General features: G+C 59.5%; 17 protein-coding genes. 9 read left to right on the forward strand and 8 right to left on the reverse strand.

Annotated elements, in window-relative coordinates; genetic code table 11:
• Positions 1–256: 256 nt before the first annotated feature.
• The 3 genes from AC1DYF_RS07510 (at position 257) to AC1DYF_RS07520 (ending at position 4,258) form a co-directional block, all read left to right on the forward strand.
• The gene (locus AC1DYF_RS07510) at positions 257–2,740 is read left to right on the forward strand and encodes a DEAD/DEAH box helicase (RefSeq protein WP_477876076.1); all 2,484 of its coding nucleotides are present in this window, start codon (positions 257–259) and stop codon (positions 2,738–2,740) included.
• A 225-nt stretch (positions 2,741–2,965) separates the two neighbouring features.
• Positions 2,966–3,280, forward strand: a complete 315-nt coding sequence (locus AC1DYF_RS07515) for an EthD family reductase (protein ID WP_477876077.1) — start codon at positions 2,966–2,968, stop codon at positions 3,278–3,280.
• Positions 3,281–3,358: 78 nt separating this feature from the next.
• The gene (locus AC1DYF_RS07520) at positions 3,359–4,258 is read left to right on the forward strand and encodes an alpha/beta fold hydrolase (RefSeq protein WP_477876078.1); all 900 of its coding nucleotides are present in this window, start codon (positions 3,359–3,361) and stop codon (positions 4,256–4,258) included.
• A 47-nt stretch (positions 4,259–4,305) separates the two neighbouring features.
• Here the strand turns inward: AC1DYF_RS07520 and AC1DYF_RS07525 are convergent, their stop codons facing one another.
• Positions 4,306–4,722: an SRPBCC family protein gene (locus tag AC1DYF_RS07525; RefSeq protein ID WP_477876079.1), complete on the reverse strand. Its 417-nt coding sequence runs from the start codon at positions 4,720–4,722 to the stop codon at positions 4,306–4,308.
• 34 nt (positions 4,723–4,756) lie between these two features.
• Positions 4,757–5,581: a bifunctional allantoicase/(S)-ureidoglycine aminohydrolase gene (locus tag AC1DYF_RS07530; RefSeq protein WP_477876080.1), complete on the reverse strand. Its 825-nt coding sequence runs from the start codon at positions 5,579–5,581 to the stop codon at positions 4,757–4,759.
• Between the two features lie 302 nt (positions 5,582–5,883).
• On the opposite strand from AC1DYF_RS07530, the gene AC1DYF_RS07535 reads away from it, so the two are divergent.
• The 3 genes from AC1DYF_RS07535 (at position 5,884) to AC1DYF_RS07545 (ending at position 8,396) form a co-directional block, all read left to right on the forward strand.
• A complete protein-coding gene (locus AC1DYF_RS07535; protein WP_477876081.1) occupies positions 5,884–6,177 on the forward strand; it encodes a type II toxin-antitoxin system TacA family antitoxin in 294 nt (97 codons plus the stop codon).
• Positions 6,178–6,180: 3 nt separating this feature from the next.
• Positions 6,181–6,693, forward strand: a complete 513-nt coding sequence (locus AC1DYF_RS07540) for a GNAT family N-acetyltransferase (RefSeq protein WP_477876082.1) — start codon at positions 6,181–6,183, stop codon at positions 6,691–6,693.
• Between the two features lie 341 nt (positions 6,694–7,034).
• Entirely contained in the window at positions 7,035–8,396 is a 1,362-nt protein-coding gene (locus AC1DYF_RS07545) for a M10 family metallopeptidase C-terminal domain-containing protein (RefSeq protein WP_477876083.1), read from the forward strand.
• Between the two features lie 52 nt (positions 8,397–8,448).
• Here the strand turns inward: AC1DYF_RS07545 and AC1DYF_RS07550 are convergent, their stop codons facing one another.
• Both AC1DYF_RS07550 and AC1DYF_RS07555 read right to left on the reverse strand, forming a co-directional pair.
• On the reverse strand, positions 8,449–9,012 hold the full coding sequence (locus tag AC1DYF_RS07550) for a methylated-DNA--[protein]-cysteine S-methyltransferase (protein WP_477876084.1): 564 nt from the start codon (positions 9,010–9,012) through the stop codon (positions 8,449–8,451).
• A 137-nt stretch (positions 9,013–9,149) separates the two neighbouring features.
• A complete protein-coding gene (locus tag AC1DYF_RS07555) occupies positions 9,150–9,413 on the reverse strand; it encodes a hypothetical protein (protein ID WP_477876085.1) in 264 nt (87 codons plus the stop codon).
• Between AC1DYF_RS07555 and AC1DYF_RS07560 the strand changes: the two genes are divergently transcribed.
• Complete coding sequence (locus tag AC1DYF_RS07560; protein ID WP_477876086.1) at positions 9,412–9,867, forward strand: 2'-5' RNA ligase family protein; 456 nt, start codon at positions 9,412–9,414, stop codon at positions 9,865–9,867. The two genes, AC1DYF_RS07555 and AC1DYF_RS07560, sit on opposite strands and share 2 nt — an antisense overlap.
• Here AC1DYF_RS07560 and AC1DYF_RS07565 read toward each other — a convergent pair.
• Complete coding sequence (locus AC1DYF_RS07565) at positions 9,859–10,377, reverse strand: methylated-DNA--[protein]-cysteine S-methyltransferase (protein WP_477876087.1); 519 nt, start codon at positions 10,375–10,377, stop codon at positions 9,859–9,861. The genes AC1DYF_RS07560 and AC1DYF_RS07565 overlap by 9 nt on opposite strands.
• A 159-nt stretch (positions 10,378–10,536) precedes the next feature.
• Here AC1DYF_RS07565 and AC1DYF_RS07570 point away from each other — a divergent pair, with 159 nt between their 5' ends.
• Together AC1DYF_RS07570 and ybaK are read left to right on the forward strand one after the other, a co-directional pair.
• Entirely contained in the window at positions 10,537–10,887 is a 351-nt protein-coding gene (locus tag AC1DYF_RS07570) for an arsenate reductase (RefSeq protein WP_477876088.1), read from the forward strand.
• Between the two features lie 30 nt (positions 10,888–10,917).
• The gene (ybaK, locus tag AC1DYF_RS07575; RefSeq protein WP_477876089.1) at positions 10,918–11,391 is read left to right on the forward strand and encodes a Cys-tRNA(Pro) deacylase; all 474 of its coding nucleotides are present in this window, start codon (positions 10,918–10,920) and stop codon (positions 11,389–11,391) included.
• 54 nt (positions 11,392–11,445) lie between these two features.
• Here ybaK and grpE read toward each other — a convergent pair whose 3' ends face one another.
• From grpE to hrcA, 3 genes are all read right to left on the reverse strand, one after another.
• A complete protein-coding gene (gene grpE / locus AC1DYF_RS07580) occupies positions 11,446–12,057 on the reverse strand; it encodes a nucleotide exchange factor GrpE (protein ID WP_477876090.1) in 612 nt (203 codons plus the stop codon).
• Between the two features lie 204 nt (positions 12,058–12,261).
• Positions 12,262–14,073: a M10 family metallopeptidase gene (locus AC1DYF_RS07585; protein WP_477876091.1), complete on the reverse strand. Its 1,812-nt coding sequence runs from the start codon at positions 14,071–14,073 to the stop codon at positions 12,262–12,264.
• A 222-nt stretch (positions 14,074–14,295) separates the two neighbouring features.
• Positions 14,296–15,351: a heat-inducible transcriptional repressor HrcA gene (gene hrcA / locus AC1DYF_RS07590; protein WP_477876092.1), complete on the reverse strand. Its 1,056-nt coding sequence runs from the start codon at positions 15,349–15,351 to the stop codon at positions 14,296–14,298.
• Positions 15,352–15,491 lie beyond the last annotated feature (140 nt).

The raw sequence follows: 15,491 nt of genomic DNA on the forward strand, positions 1-15,491 counted from the left end.
CACTGACGGTTCATAGAGGGGCTTCGGAGAGGCATATCGCTCTGCGGACGGTGCTGTTGATAATTAACTATTCCATCACCAGTCGAAGCTTGGCTTGTGATAGACAGATGTCGATTTTTAACGCTTCGGCTTCGATCACCGCCTTGTGCTGATGGTGGCCGATAATTTTGACGGCGTCTCCGACGGACCTGCAATCTGCCATGGGCTGCGAGATCAACGTCTCACGAGAAACCTGGTCTGAACGGAAGATAGCGCGATGAAGTCCAAGCCCCGAAGCAAATCTGCGGCCAAGCCAAAGGAACCAAAACTCTCACGCACCCACGCACCCGCCGATTTGTCGCCGGTGGACTGGCAACGCGGCTTGCGCCGCCAGTTCGGCCGCGAGCAGGCATTCGGGCTCGAGAATCTCACCAAGGAACCGTTCTTCTCCGAATTCCGGGTGAGCAACCCGGCCTCCAAGTCAAGCTATCGCGTGGTGATCCGAGGCAAGGGGCCGGGCGGCAATTTCTGCTCATGCCCCGATTATGCGACGAGCGAATTGGGGACCTGCAAACATATCGAGTTCACCCTCGCCCAGTTGGAGAAGAAGCGCGGCGCCAAGGCCGCGTTCGCGCGGGGCTACCGCCCGGCTTTTTCTGAACTCTATCTCCGCAATGACGGCAAGCGCCGTATCCATTTCCGGGCCGGTACGGATTGTCCGCAGGCGCTCATCGAGGCGGCCGAGGTGCTGTTCGACACCGATCACGACGGAATGCTGCTGGACGACAGGCTGAATGAGATCGAGTCTTTCCTCGCCGCCGCCTCGAGCCTGGACCATGAGTTTCGTGCCTATGACGATGCGCTCGATTTCATTGCCGGAAGGCGCGATGCGGAGCGCCGGGCTGCGAAACTTGAAGAACTGTTTCCGCTCGGCGCTGCCGATCCGGCACTCGGAAGTCTTCTGAAAGTGCCGCTCTTTCGCTATCAGGCCGAAGGCGCGCTATTCGCGGTCCGGTCCGGTCGGGCGTTGATCGGCGACGATATGGGACTGGGTAAGACCGCCCAGGCGATTGCCGCCATGGAACTGCTGGCGCGGCATTTCGGCGCAGCACGGGTGTTGGTGATCTGCCCGACTTCGCTCAAATATCAATGGCATAGCGAGATCCTGCGGTTTTCCGGCCGGCAGGGCGAGAATGCGGCGCGGGTCATCAATGGTGGCCGGGCACAGCGTCAGATTGATTATCGCCTGGACGATTTCTGCAAGATCACCAATTACGAGAAGCTCAGTCCCGACCTCGACCTGATCGCTGCCTGGGCGCCAGACCTGGTGATCGTCGATGAAGCGCAGCGGGTGAAGAATTGGAACACGATCGCGGCGCGGGCCCTGAAGCGCATCGATAGTCCCTATGCCATCGTGCTGACAGGCACGCCCCTTGAGAACAAGCTCGAAGAGCTGGTGTCCATCGTTCAGTTCGTCGACCAGCATCGGCTGGGGCCGACATGGAAGCTGCTGCACGAGCACCAGATCAAGGACGAAGGTGGGCGGGTCACCGGCTATACCCAGCTCGATAAGATCGGCCAGACGCTGGCGCCGATCATGGTCCGCCGGCGCAAATCCGAAGTGCTCAAGCAATTGCCCGAACGCCTCGACCAGAACCTTCTGGTGCCGATGACAGAGATGCAGATGCTCTATCATCAGGAGAATGCCGATATCGTGGCGAGAATCGTGCAGCGCTGGCGCAAGACCGGGTTCCTGTCGGACAAGGATCAGCGGCGGTTGACCTCATCGCTGCAAAACATGCGCATGTCGTGCAACAGCACCTATCTGCTCGACCAGGAGACCGACCACGGCGTCAAAGCGGACGAATTGGCAGCCCTGTTCGACGATCTGTTTGCCGAGCCGACGGCCAAGGCGGTGGTGTTCTCGCAATGGACGCGGACCCATGAGATCGTCATCAGGCGCCTCGAAGAACGCGGCTTCGGCTATGTCAGCTTCCACGGCGGCATTGCATCGGAAAACCGGCCGGCGCTCGTCGAACGCTTCCGGGGGGACCCCGCCTGCCGGGTATTCCTGTCCACCGACGCCGGCAGCACGGGTCTCAATCTGCAGCATGCATCTACCCTGGTGAACATGGACTTGCCGTGGAATCCGGCGGTGCTGGAACAGCGCATTGCCCGCATCCATCGCATGGGGCAGGTACAGCCCGTGCGGATCATCAATTTCGTCGCCAAGGGCACGATCGAGGAAGGCATGCTTTCGGTGCTGGCGTTCAAGCGCTCGCTGTCATCGGGAATTCTCGACGGCGGCAGCGGCGAGATTTCGTTGGGCGGTTCGCGCCTCACACGCTTCATGAAAGAGGTGGAGAACGTCACCGGACGCATGGGCGCAGGCGAGGCCGTGACGCCGGCGGAGGAAATCGGGAGCACCGGCGGCTTTGCCGACGATGCAGGATCCGAGCAAGACGTGAAGGCAGGGGCGGGCATCGATCACGGCGATGTCGCGCCGCCGAGCATGCCTGTGGCGCCGCCGAGCAACCTTGCGGCCGATCCGTGGTCCGCCCTGGTCCAGGTGGGCGCACAATTGGTTTCAGCTCTCGCGGCCGCCAACGATCCCAAGGCCCAGCCGCATCCCTGGGTCGAGCGCGATCCGGCAACCGGCGTACAGAGCCTCAAGCTGCCGATGCCGCCACGCGAAACCGCCCAACAGCTCGCCGACGCGCTTTCGGCGCTTGCGAACGGGTTGCGACGCGCGAACGGGTGAAGGCCTTCTTCGCCGGATCAGGGCGTTGCCGCCCTGATTCGGCGCGGCCAGGTTATGTTCGACATACAGCCTTTCAAGTCAGCCAAATAGCCGCGTCAGCCGTTGCAGCCGAGCGGCAAACACGTTGAAGCACTTCAAGATAATTTTCCAAAAATCTTGCAGGTGGCGATCCGTTTCCGGTCGTCGCGTCGTCCTTGGTGTGTCCAAAACACAAGGAGAATTGCAATGGCCCGCATGCTGGTGATTTACCCAACCCCCAGGGATGTAGAAGCGTTTGACCGTCATTACTTCGACATCCACGTGCCGCTCGCCAAGAAGATCCCTGGTCTGAGGAAATACGAGGTCAGCCATGGTGCCATCGCGATGCCGGTCGGAACCACCAAAATTCATCGGATCGGAACGCTTTATTTCGACGACCTTGCGGCGATCCAGACTGCGTTTGCAAGCCCGGAGGGACAGGCGGCCGGCGCGGATCGCCGTCTCTATGCGCCGGATGACTCCGGCGTGCAGATGTTCCTCTTCGACAATAGGGACGTTTGACTGGCTTCCTTTTGCTCGTCCCTGCAGAGCCGCTTGTTCAGGTCGTAAGAATCGTAAAATCAGATAAAGAGGGCTGAGATGTCAGCAACAAGAGCAGTTTTTGTCCTGGTCCACGGTGGTTGGCACAACCATTCGGCATGGGACAAGGTTACGCCAATCCTCGAAGCCAACGGCTTCGGGGCTTTGACGCTCGACCTTCCAGGCGCCGGGGTCCATGCGGTAGCGCCAAAAGCGTTCGGCGCCCGCCCGTTCGACCCTGCGGCGTTTGCCGCCGAGCCGTCACCGATGGCTGGCGTGACACAGGAGGAGCGGACGCAAGCAGTCGTCGCGCTGGTGAAAGAAGCCGCGTCAAGCGGCGACAAGGTCATCCTGGTCGGTCACTCGGCGGGCGGAATGACGATCTCAGCTGTCGCGGAAGAGGTTCCGAACCTGCTTCTGGCGGTCGTCTATCTGGCCGCCTTCATGGTGCCGAACGGCATGCCGCTGCTGGCGATGCTTCAGCATGAAACCATGTCTTCAGCGCTTGCGCCTTTGCTGTTCATCGGCGACCCCGTTGCCATTGGTGCGACCAGGATCAATCCTGGATCATCCGACGAAGCCTATCGATCGCTGCTCAAAGCGTCATTTTACGGCGACGTGTCGGAGGCCGAATCCGCCCATATGGCATCGCAACTTCATTGCGACGAATCGAACGCTGGCGCCTTTGCTCCATCGGAAATCACGCCCGAAAGATTTGGCACGGTGCCGCGCCATTACATCCGTTGCACACAGGATCGCGCGGTTCCGGTAACAGGTCAGGACCACATGATTGCGGCGGTTGACGCCGCCATCGGCGGCAAGACGGTGACGCACACGTTGGAAAGCAGCCACTCGCCATTCCTGTCACAGCCGGCCGCCTTGTCGAATATCCTCATCGACGTTTGTGGCGTGTCTCTGACAGAGCAGAATGCAGACGCGCGTGTCAGCCTCGGAGCATGAAAGCAGACGAATTCGAGCTCGCCTCATAAGTGCCGGACATGCTGCGCTTATGAGGTCAAGGAGTGATCGGCATTGTCGTGTTCAAGCGCCCGCTTCAGGGCCGCACACCCCAACGACATCAGAGGTCTGACAGTCTCAGCCCTCGAGTCCGGTAGAAAGTCGCTGGTCCAGACGAACCGGCAGTGATCGGCGTCGATGGCTTCGATCTGCATCGAAGAGGCATGATGTTCAAAGCGTCCGCCCAGGACGGTATAGGCAATTCGCCTGAGCTCGTCAGCGATACTGATGATGCGTTCCTGGACGGCCGAGCCATTGGCGAACGTCACCGTGCGGATATCGCCCTCGAGCGAGGACCCCACGAGCACGCCGGGGAAAAGCTCGTGGGTCCTGGATACATCCTTCAGCTTGGTCCAGGCAAAGGCTGCGGGGACGTCGATGGAAATTTCATCGCGGACCGTGGTCATGCTGCTTCCTTTCGCCTCGTCGTGCTCAATGCAGTCAGCGCGACAGCCTCATGTGACGGTTGACATCCTTATAGAGGAGATAGCGGAATTTTCCTGGGCCTCCGGCATAGCACGCCTGCGGGCAGAAGGCGCGCAGCCACATGAAGTCGCCGGCTTCGACCTCCACCCAGTCCTGGTTCAGTCGATAGACCGCCTTGCCCTCAAGCACGTAGAGGCCATGCTCCATCACGTGGGTTTCCGCAAACGGGATGACAGCTCCGGGTTCGAAGGTGACGATTGTCACATGCATGTCGTGGCGCAGGTCCAGCGGGTCGACGAAGCGGGTCGTTGCCCACTTCCCCTCTGTCCCAGCCATCGGCGACGGAGCAATATCCTGCTCATTGGTGAAGAATGCCTCCGGCGTGTCCAGGCCGGGAACGGCCTCATAGGTTTTGCGAATCCAGTGGAAGCGTGCGGCAACCGAACCGCGATTGTGGAGACGCCAGCCGCTTGAGGGCGGCAGGAAGGCGAAACCGCCGGGTTGCAGCACGTGTATGTTGCCCCCGAGCTCGACCGTCACTTCCCCTTCCATGACGAAAAGCACGCCTTCGGCGCCTGGATCCAGTTCCGGCTGCTCACTGCCGCCGCCCGGAGCGACCTCCATGATGTACTGCGAGAAGGTTTCGGCAAAGCCGGAGAGCGGACGCGCGATCACCCAAAGACGCGTGCCATTCCAAAAGGGCAGATAGCTGGTGACGATATCCATCATCACCCCCTTCGGGATGACTGCATAGGCTTCGGTGAAGACGGCACGGCCGGTGAGAAGATCAGTCTGCGCCGGGGCGCCGCCCTTGGGCGCGAAATAGGTCGGTTTGGTCACTTTGGCACTCCGCGAACTATGGTGCACATCATCAATAGGCGTTCGACGGCGCTAGGCCGTGGCGAACAGGGTGTTGTGTGATTTGCCCCTATCCGACGGCCTTGTCCAGTCGTTGGCGGCGCTGAAACAATCACCCCAGCCTGACATAGCTTCAAAAATTTGACAGCCCTTGTCGCTCTGCGGGAAATCTCGCTCCAATGCGCGATGGCATCTTGGTGCATGCATTGAAGCCAGTCTTATGCTGCAGTTGCCTTTTCCGGCCATTGGCCGTACATTTTCCAAAACTTTAGGAGATCGAGAAAATGGCTATAGGTGAAGCAACGGGCCGCGTCCGTAGTGAGCGACTTGAGACGCGTGTGACATTGGAACAGAAACGCCTCATCGAACATGCTGCCGCACTACAGGGTCGGAGCGTGACCGACTTCGTCCTGACCAGCGTTCAGGATGCCGCACGACGAGCAATCGAGGAATATCAGCATCTCACACTTTCCATGAGAGACGCCACAGCGTTTGTCGACGCACTGGTCGAACCTCAACCTGTCAACGACCGGATGCATGACACGATTCGCCGCTATCGCGAGAAAACAGGCGTCTAATTCATGGGAGAATGGTTGGACGATAGGCTTCGGGTTGAAGTTCTTGGCCCGCAGCACGACCGTGTTGGGTTCTCGAGCGGCGTGGAGCCGCTCGACCGATATTTCAGGACCCAGGCCGGACAAGATTACAAGAAGAAGATGGCGGCACCGTTCGTCCTTGTTCTGTCCGACGGGACGGTGGCAGGTTATTACACATTGTCGTCGACGGCGGTTGAGCTACCGGAATTGCCTGAAGCCGTGGTCCGGAAAATTCCACGCTACCCGCTGATTCCGGCGACCTTGCTTGGCCGCCTCGCCGTCGACCGAAGATATCAAGGAAGGGGCTACGGCCGGTTCTTGCTGGCTGACGCACTCTTTCGCGCGGTTCGGAGCGAGATCGCGTCATTTGCGGTCATTGTCGATGCCAAGGACGAGAGCGCCAAGCGCTTCTATGAGCGCGAAAGTTTCCTGCCGTTTCCGGATCGGCCTCTGAAGCTCTTCCGATCAATGGCGGACATCCAAAAGCTATTTGACTAGCCATGAGCCTTTCTACGTCAAGAGAAGGCACGGGAGCATGCTGGAGGCGGACGGCATCCTCCGCCCGGCCGCTTTATCGAGCGTCGGGTCGACCTCGCATAAGGAGATAGACACGACAAAACCGAGGTCGCCGCCAAACCAAGACTTGCGGCATGCCAGACACTATCAAAATCTCCCATAGCGCCTATCCGTTTAACGCAGGATTCTCCGAGGCTTGCCTCCGCTCGAATTGACAGCCGCGTGCTTGCTTGGAATATGCCAGCCGCAGCGCCGTTTGCCACTGCTCAACGAAGACAGTCGTGGTGGAACCGGCGTTATATGCAGACATAAAGCGAGATTTCATGGCCGATTCATACAGACCCGTCGCTCTTTCCAAAAATCCGGTATTGAACGGTTTGATCGATGGAGGAGCATGGAACGCTCAGACTGTCACCTACAGTTTCGCCGACGGTGACATCAACAGCAACGGTATTCCGGATTTCAACGAGGGCGACTGGAAGGCGTTTTATCGCGAGATCCTCGCCAACATCGAATCCTTCACCAACCTCAATTTCAAGCATGTCGCCAGCCAGGGCAATATCAACTTCAAGCTGGTGGAAGGCGGCGGCGGTGAATCGGGCGTTCCGGCGCCGGGCGTGACCACGCTTGACTCGACAGTCGGCATCAATGTCGACGTGGCGGGATCGGCGGCAGCCGTCAAGCTCGGGACCTTTTCCGAAACATGGCTGCACGAAACGGGACACGCGCTCGGGCTGAAGCATCCGCATGACGTATCGAAGGGGCCGAAACTTCCGGGCGTGGTCAATCCGGAAGACCACGGGACCGGCCACCTGAACTCGCAGCTCTATACCGTCATGGGATATACGTTCCCCTTCCTGGGAGAGGACAATCCGTTCACCGATGCCGTGGATCTGGACACGCCGGTCAATGCGCAGCCAGGTTCCTATGGCGCGATCGATATCGCGTCGCTGCAGCACATCTATGGCGCGCGCGCCCACAATACCGGCAACGACACATATACGTTCACCGACAATGTCGACTTCGACCACGGCTACACGACCATCTGGGATACCGGCGGCACGGACACGATTGCCTATCGCGGCGAGAGCCGGGCAAAGATCGACCTGCGCGCTGCCACGCTCAAAGCCGAGATCGGCGGCGGCGGCTGGGTTTCGACATCCGAGACACTGACCGGCGGCTACACCATTGCCCATTCTGTCGTCATCGAGAATGCCAGGGGTGCTGCCGCCGCCGACATCCTGATCGGCAATGACGTCGCCAACGTCCTGTCAGGGCGCAACGGCGACGACACGCTCTCCGGCGGCGCGGGTGCCGATACCCTTTATGGCGGTCTCGGCACAGACACGATGACCGGCGGCACGCAGGCAGACAGCTTCGTCTTCAAGACGCTGGCCGACAGCACGGTTGCCGCTGTCGGCCAGGATTCGATCCTCGATTTCTCGGGCACAGACGGCGATCACATCGCTCTCTCGGCCATCGACGCCAATTCGCAGATATCCGGAAACCAGGCTTTCACCTATCTCGGTTCGGCGGCTTTCACCGGCAAGGTCGGCGAACTGCGTTTCGTCGAGCAGGACGCCGACACCTATGTGTATGGCGACACGAACGGTGACAAGAAAGCCGATTTCGCCATTCACCTCGATGGTGCGATCGCGTTGACGAAGGACGATTTCATTCTCTGACAGGTGGTCGCCGACACGCCTGCTTCCCGGTCACGCAGACGTGTCCCCGCCGTCAAAAGGCCAGCGACTGCTGCACCGGCTTTGGCGGCGTGACCTCCACGCCTTCCAGCTCCAGCATGCGCCGCTTGGAATCAGAGCCGCCCGGCGCCGAGAAACCGCCGATCTTGCCGCCGGCCGCCAGCACGCGATGGCAGGGGATGATCAGCGCCACCGGGTTCTTCGCCATCGCCTGACCGACATCGCGGGCGGCCTCGGGGCCGGCGCCGAGTTGCCTGGCAAGCGTGCCATAGGTGGTCGTGTGGCCCCATTCGACGCGGCGGGCAGCATCATAGATGCGCCGGAAGAAATCGTCCTGCTCGCCGAGATCGAGCCTCACGCCGGAGAAATCGACAGCTTCACCGTCGAAATAGCGTTTCACGGCGGCGATGGTGTCCATGACCTCGGCCGGCGGTGTGGCGGGGCTGGCAGTCGGGATGCGGCGCAGCAGCAGTCTCTCCGTGGACTCCGCGGCTTTGGTCGGCAGTTGGAAGCGTGTGACGCCGCTTTCATTCCAGCTGATCCCGCAGAAACCGGCTGCGGTTTCGAAGACATGATAGAATTGATTCATCTGAGCCATGGTTCAGCCCTCGTGTTTCGATATGCCCCATATATCGTGCTCAAATCCTCCAGCCTCCACCCGATTCTTGCACAAAATGCGCATTTCTCGCGGTTTCTCACATCGAGCTGAAACGTCTTTGGCTTCGCCTGCGTATATCAGTTTGACTCGAAACCACGGCCCTTGCCAAAGCAATTTGTTCTCTTTTTGTTCTTGATCTGCCGGTATTTTTGAGGCTTAGTGAAGGCGTCAAACGAACTGATGGAGATGCCAATGTCACGCGCACAATTCGAATTCGATTTGACCGGGGGCGAAGACAACAATCCGCCGCCAAGTTTCAAGGCCAGAGTGGATTTGTTTGTTGGCCTGCAGGCATCCGCTGCCGCGGCCAGACAAGCGACCGATATAGCCGGAGTTTTCATGCGCCGCCTCGGTGTCGCCGAGGAGATTCGGCCGCCGCATGTCACGCTCCAAGGGCTGGGCATGCATAACATGTTCTCCCTTATGGATCTGGCTGCGAAGAAGGAGGAATTGTCGTCGGTCGCGGTCGAACCCTTCATGCTGACGTTCGACCAGATCATGAGCTTCCAGCGGCCGCATGACAAAAAGGCGCTGATCTTATGCTGCAGCCAGCCAAATCGCTACCTCATCGAACTGCAGAAAAATATCGCCGCGGCCCAAAGCCAGCCGGGTGTCGAGAGTGAAGCGACACGGACATTCACCCCGCATCTGACGCTGTTTTACACCGAACAGCTTGTGATGCGGCAATCGCTGGAAACGCCGGTGCGATGGCTGGTGCGGGATTTCCATATCATCTGGAGCCATATCGGCGAATGCCGGCACGAGAGCCTCTGGCAATGGCCGCCGCTAGCGTGAGCGGCGTTCATGGTCGATCAGCCAGCGCTTGCGTTCCATGCCGCCGCCATAGCCGGTCAAGGCACCGTTGCTGCCGACAAGGCGATGGCAGGGGATGACGATGCTGACGGGATTGAGCGCATTGGCCGATCCGACGGCCCGATGCGCGTTCGGCCTGTCCAGCCGGGCAGCCAGTTCGCCGTAGCTCAATGTCGTGCCGGCTGGAATAGCGCGCAATGCCATCCAGACCTGCCGCTGGAAAGACGTGCCGCCCGGCTCGACAGGTATGCTGTCGAGCGCATCCAAGGCGCCGTCGAGATAAGCATGGATGGCGGAGGCAATGTGGGTCGGACAGACGGTTTCCTCGAAACTGAGGTCACGGCCGTAACGCGGCTGCAGAATTTGACGCAGACGGCCTTCGGGAGAATCGAAATCGAGGGCGACGAGTTTCTCCCCGTCCAAGACGATCAGTATCGGACCGATCGCATGATCGGCTTCGATGGAGGAGAGTTGAAGGCTTTTGATGGCCATGAGAAATCCGGAAAACGGGTCATTCGGGAATGGCGGCAGCCAATAGATAGAGTCGAGATGTCGCGGTCGCCACCCGATTTGATCGACGCCAGGGAAATCTCATATTCCAAATCCGCAGGTGGATTGATAGAGACGGCAGAAACAGACAGGAAGACAAGCATGTCCGCCAGGATTTACGGCATCAAGAACTGCGACACGATGAAAAAGGCCTTCGACTGGCTGAAGACGAACGATGTCGCTTATGATTTTCACGATTATCGCGCCGAGGGAATCGATGCCGGCACGGTCAAGAACTGGGTGAGAAAGCTTGGCTGGGAGAAGGTGCTGAACAAGGCTTCGACGACCTTCAAAGAGCTTCCCGATGCCGACAAGGTCGATCTGGATGCAGACAAGGCTATCCGGCTGATGGTGCAGAACCCGACGATGATCAAGCGTCCGATGCTGGTGGAAGACGACAGGATCACCGCCGGATTCAAGCCGGACATATACGCTGCATTGTTTCAGCGCTAATCCATACCGATAGCCGATCGGGGGGCGATCATGTCCAAATCCACGCGTGCGACGCTCGCGCTTGCCAAGGCGGGCGCCATATTCGAAGTGCTCACTTATGATTACGATCCCGATGCCGACAAGATCGGCATCCAGGCAGCCGAAGCGCTCGGCGTCTCACCCGCGATCGTGCTCAAGACGCTGATGGCGGAGGTGGACGGCAAGCCGGTCTGCGTCGTCATCCCCTCGGACAAGGAAGTCAGCATGAAGAAGCTGGCGGCCGCCTTCCACGGCAAGTCGGCCAACATGATGAAGCCGGCCGCGGCGGAGAAGGCCACCGGCTATGTCGTCGGCGGCATATCGCCGTTCGGCCAGAAGAAGCAGGTGCCGACCGTGTTCGAGGCCGAAGCCATGGCGCATGATCTGGTGTTCATGAATGGCGGCCAGCGCGGGCTGCAAGTGAAGCTGGCGCCGCAGGCGGCCGTAAAGGCAGCCAGCGCGATTTTCGCATCTGTTGTCGCCTAGCCGCCGGGAATATTTCTCCAGGCGGCCAGGAGGTCATTTGAAAAATGTGCCTTATCAGGCTGCGGTTTCCGGTGTGCCGCTCTGGGCTTCCGCCTTGGGGCCGCCCTTAGAAACGCCGACCATGGCGGGCCGCAGCACGCGATCGCCGATCACATAACCATCCTGCACGACCTGGACCACGGTATTGGCCGGGATTTCCGAGTTCGGGATCTCAAACATCGCCTGGTGGAAATTCGGGTCGAATTTCTGACCGGTGGGCGCGATTTTCTTGACGCCGTGGCGTTCCAAAGCCGAAAGCATGGAGCGCTCGGTCATCTCGACGCCTTCGACCAATGACACGAAGCCGGCATCGCCGCCGGCGCGCGCTTCGGCCGGAATGGCATCGAGCGCGCGGCGCAGATTGTCGGAAACCGCCAGCATGTCGCGGGCAAAGGCGGTGACGGCGTAGGTCTTGGCGTCCTTCACATCCCGTTCGGTGCGGCGGCGCAGATTGTCCATCTCGGCGGCGAGCCGGAGATAACGGTCCTTGAGATCGGCATTCTCGGCCTTCAGCACATCGATCGGATCGGGCTCCGGCGCTACGGCGGGCTGGCCATCGGCACCCTGCGCCGCATTCACATCATTGTCGGCGTCCGTCTGATACGCATTGTTATTTTCATCCGTCATGGCGGTCTCCGCATACTGGTATGTCGTGATTTGCTGCGGATATCGAGGTTTAGCGCGAAAAAATCAAGGGTTTCGGTGAAGATTCCTACCAGTGCATGGAGCATGGCAATCGCATGACAGATGTCGCAATCAGGTTATTGCGGAGATCGCAGAGATATAGAGGCGGCGCTGGCGCCGGCCCGTGTGCCGATGCGGAGGACCTGCTCAGATGGCGATGAAGTCGGTGTTGGTCATCGCAAGGCCTGTCGACAGCTGAGCGAACTTGATGGCGGCCGCACCGTTCCTGCTGCCGTCTGCGTCATACATCAAGGCACCTGTGGCGTCGTTATAAATGATGCGGTCGGATCTGTCATGCGCCTGTGCACCATCGAAGAAGGCCGTGGGATCTAGAACGCCCTCGGGGAGAGCAGTGAACACCTTGTTCTCAAGGCGAACGAGATCGCTGCCGACCGTATAGTCGGTGATCGAGTCGACATTGTTGACACCGTCGAGAAGGGTCCTGAAGATAAAGACATCGTTGCCGTTGCCACCCGTCAGGATGTCATTGCCATAGCTGCCGTCGAGGCGGTCGTTGCCATCGCCGCCGATGAGCGTATTGGCAAGCACATTGCCGGTGAACTTGTCGTTGCCGGTGCCGCCCGTGGCGTTTTCGATCAGCGAGGCGGTTTTGCCTTTGTAGAGAAGCGCATTGTAGACGTTGGCACGGGCCATGTGATGGCCGTCGCCGAGATCGGCGAGCGGCCCGAAGGTCGACCCTTCGCCGGCATTGAGGTTGACGGTGAGATTCGCGGTTTTGTTGGAAAAATCATAGGTATCGGTGCCGCCGCCGTCCCAGATGGTCAGGAGGGCGCGATGATTGACGGGCGTGCCTTGCCCTGTGCCGTTGATCAGCAGTTGGTTGTTGTCGTCCCAGCTATAGACGGTATCGCCATTGTTGAAGCTGAAATCGGCGCCGTAGAGATATTGCAGGGCGGCAATGTCATCCTGCATCAGAGTCGTCGGATGGTCGATCGCGCTGTCGCCCCGGGTCGTGTCGCCGACATATTGATGATAGGTCATGACGGAATATTCAAAGGAATTGTGATCCGCGGGAAGCTGCGGAAATGTGATCCCGTGACCGCCCTGGCTTACATGGCCGTGTTTGAGGCCGAGCGAGTGGCCGAGTTCATGCATCAGACCTGACGCATAGGCGAAACTGCCGACCGTCGGCATGTCGTATGTGTTGTGGACGAACCAGCAATCGCCCCAGCCGACCGTCGCCCTGGCCGGGTCGGGAGGATTACCCTCGGCCGTGCGGCTGCCGGGGATATGGGCTCCGCTTCCGTCCGAATAGTCGATCGTATCGGCCTCGCCGAAACGAATATCGGCGTTTACGTCGGCAGTCTGCGTGAAGGTCAGCCCGCACACGCCCTGGACATTGGCAAGGATGGTGGCGCAAGCGCTCTGCTGGTCCGCATTCATCGCCTCGAAGCCGGTCACCGCCTTGTAGCCGTTATGGGTGTATTCATCGGAACTGGTGGGGAAGGAATAGGTGAGATCCTTGTGATCCCATTTCCAGCCCCAGAGCAGTCCGTTGATGTCGTCCGTATTGGTCAGGTTGACCTGCGGCGGCTGATTGCGGAACGACATATTGTCGACGCCGAAGCCCTGCACGTCATTCTTGTCGTTGTTGACGACGACGCGCGCGATTCCGACCGCGTTGCTGTAGACGAAATGCTGGAAGCCGGTCTGGTCATTTTTGAACCGCTCGAGCAGGTTGCCCGCCGCGTCGAAAAATTTGACCGTGGTGGTGTCGACATCGTCGAAATAGCCGACATCGAATTCGACGCGATCGACCGGATTGCTGAACGTCCAGGACACCGGCCCCATATAGGTCGTGTCGTGTGCCAGCACCGGCGACGTCACCTGGGCGCCATCGGCAACGATCTGGCCGTGGAACTGGATGATGTTGACCTTGCATTTGTAGATCGGGTCGAAGGAACCGAAGTCCTGTTCCGAAAAGGTAATGGTCTGCATCGCAATGCCCTCCCCCGAACGCATGACTGACGAAGTTGACGCGTCATTCCGCCCGCGCCGACCGAAATCGGCGCGTTGCTTGCATCACCAAAATATAGACCAGAAATGGAAGGCTCACCGTAGCTTGACAATTACAAACTGCGGGAATTTATATTTAGAAAATACTGAAATTCTGCCCAAAAGTCAATGTAAAAGCAAAAATGTCGGAGATTTTCCGGATCGTCAGCGCGCCTGTCCATTGAGTTTCGACATCAGCTGCGCGGTATAATCGACCATCGGCACGATGCGCGCATAATTGAGTCGGGTCGGGCCTATGACGCCGACGGCGCCGATGATGCGGTCCTCGGCATTGCGATAAGGTGCGACGATCAGCGACGAGCCGGAGAGCGAGAACAGCGTGTTCTCCGAGCCGATGAAGATGCGCACGCCCTGGCCGCTTTCGGCAAGATTGAGGATGTCGCTCAGCGATTCCTTCTTTTCGAGGTCGTCGAACAGCATGCGCAGCCGGTCAAGGTCCTCCATGCCTTCGAGCCCTTCGAGCAGGTTGGAACGGCCGCGAATGATCAGCTGCGTCGGCCGGCCATCTTCAGTGCCACCCGACCATATAGCGAGCCCCTTGTCGACGAGTTCACCGGAGAGCTGGTCGAGCTCGGAGCGGATTGTGGTCTTGAGCTTTTCGGTCCGCTCCAGCGCCTCGCCCAATGTCAGGCCGGACATATGCGCGTTGAGGAAATTGGCCGCCGCCGTCAATTGCGACGAGGTCGTTCCGGCCGGCAGAGTGATGATACGGTTTTCAACCTCGTCGCGGTCGCCGACCAGAATGGCAAGCGCCTTGTCCGGCGACAGGCGGACGAATTCCACATGCTTGAGCTGCGTGTCGCTCTTGGCGGTGATCACCAGGCCGGCGCCGCGCGAGGCCGACGAGAGCAGTTGGCTCGCATCATTGAGCGCGTTCTCGACCGAACCCACCCGGTCGGCCGGACGGATCTGCCGGTCGATCTGACGGCGCTCGTCTTCCGACAGCGCGCCGACCTGCATGAAGGCATCGACGAAGAATCGCAGGCCCTGCTGGGTGGGCAGCCGGCCGGCGGAAACATGCGGCGAATAGATGAGGCCGAGCTCTTCGAGATCGCTCATCACGTTGCGGATGGACGCCGGCGACAGCGACATCGGCAGCACACGCGACAGCGAGCGTGAACCGAGCGGCTCACCGGTGCCGAGATAGCTTTCGACGATGCGTCGGAAGATTTCGCTGGAGCGGTCGTCGAGCGCCTTCATTCCTTTTCCATCACATCGATCAAACTCATGCCTGAAATATARGGATTCGAAGCGGGTACGCAAAAGGAAATTCGCCCCTTTTCCTTTGCAAAAAGACTTAACGCGCCTTAATACGCGTCTCAACATTCCAAGGAGTTCCG

It is taken from the genome of Rhizobium sp. P2_G9 (assembly GCF_056403475.1).

What these genes read in the sequence shown, in the direction of transcription:
- AC1DYF_RS07510 (WP_477876076.1), top strand. Translation starts at nt 257, where the DNA reads ATGAAGTCCAAGCCCCGAAGCAAATCTGCGGCCAAGCCAAAGGAACCA.
- AC1DYF_RS07515 (WP_477876077.1), top strand. Translation starts at nt 2,966, where the DNA reads ATGGCCCGCATGCTGGTGATTTACCCAACCCCCAGGGATGTAGAAGCG.
- AC1DYF_RS07520 (WP_477876078.1), top strand. Translation starts at nt 3,359, where the DNA reads ATGTCAGCAACAAGAGCAGTTTTTGTCCTGGTCCACGGTGGTTGGCAC.
- AC1DYF_RS07525 (WP_477876079.1), bottom strand. Translation starts at nt 4,722, where the DNA reads ATGACCACGGTCCGCGATGAAATTTCCATCGACGTCCCCGCAGCCTTT.
- AC1DYF_RS07535 (WP_477876081.1), top strand. Translation starts at nt 5,884, where the DNA reads ATGGCTATAGGTGAAGCAACGGGCCGCGTCCGTAGTGAGCGACTTGAG.
- AC1DYF_RS07540 (WP_477876082.1), top strand. Translation starts at nt 6,181, where the DNA reads ATGGGAGAATGGTTGGACGATAGGCTTCGGGTTGAAGTTCTTGGCCCG.
- AC1DYF_RS07545 (WP_477876083.1), top strand. Translation starts at nt 7,035, where the DNA reads ATGGCCGATTCATACAGACCCGTCGCTCTTTCCAAAAATCCGGTATTG.
- AC1DYF_RS07550 (WP_477876084.1), bottom strand. Translation starts at nt 9,012, where the DNA reads ATGGCTCAGATGAATCAATTCTATCATGTCTTCGAAACCGCAGCCGGT.
- AC1DYF_RS07560 (WP_477876086.1), top strand. Translation starts at nt 9,412, where the DNA reads ATGCGCCGCCTCGGTGTCGCCGAGGAGATTCGGCCGCCGCATGTCACG.
- AC1DYF_RS07555 (WP_477876085.1), bottom strand. Translation starts at nt 9,413, where the DNA reads ATGAAAACTCCGGCTATATCGGTCGCTTGTCTGGCCGCGGCAGCGGAT.
- AC1DYF_RS07565 (WP_477876087.1), bottom strand. Translation starts at nt 10,377, where the DNA reads ATGGCCATCAAAAGCCTTCAACTCTCCTCCATCGAAGCCGATCATGCG.
- AC1DYF_RS07570 (WP_477876088.1), top strand. Translation starts at nt 10,537, where the DNA reads ATGTCCGCCAGGATTTACGGCATCAAGAACTGCGACACGATGAAAAAG.
- ybaK (WP_477876089.1), top strand. Translation starts at nt 10,918, where the DNA reads ATGTCCAAATCCACGCGTGCGACGCTCGCGCTTGCCAAGGCGGGCGCC.
- grpE (WP_477876090.1), bottom strand. Translation starts at nt 12,057, where the DNA reads ATGACGGATGAAAATAACAATGCGTATCAGACGGACGCCGACAATGAT.
- AC1DYF_RS07585 (WP_477876091.1), bottom strand. Translation starts at nt 14,073, where the DNA reads ATGCAGACCATTACCTTTTCGGAACAGGACTTCGGTTCCTTCGACCCG.
- hrcA (WP_477876092.1), bottom strand. Translation starts at nt 15,351, where the DNA reads ATGAAGGCGCTCGACGACCGCTCCAGCGAAATCTTCCGACGCATCGTC.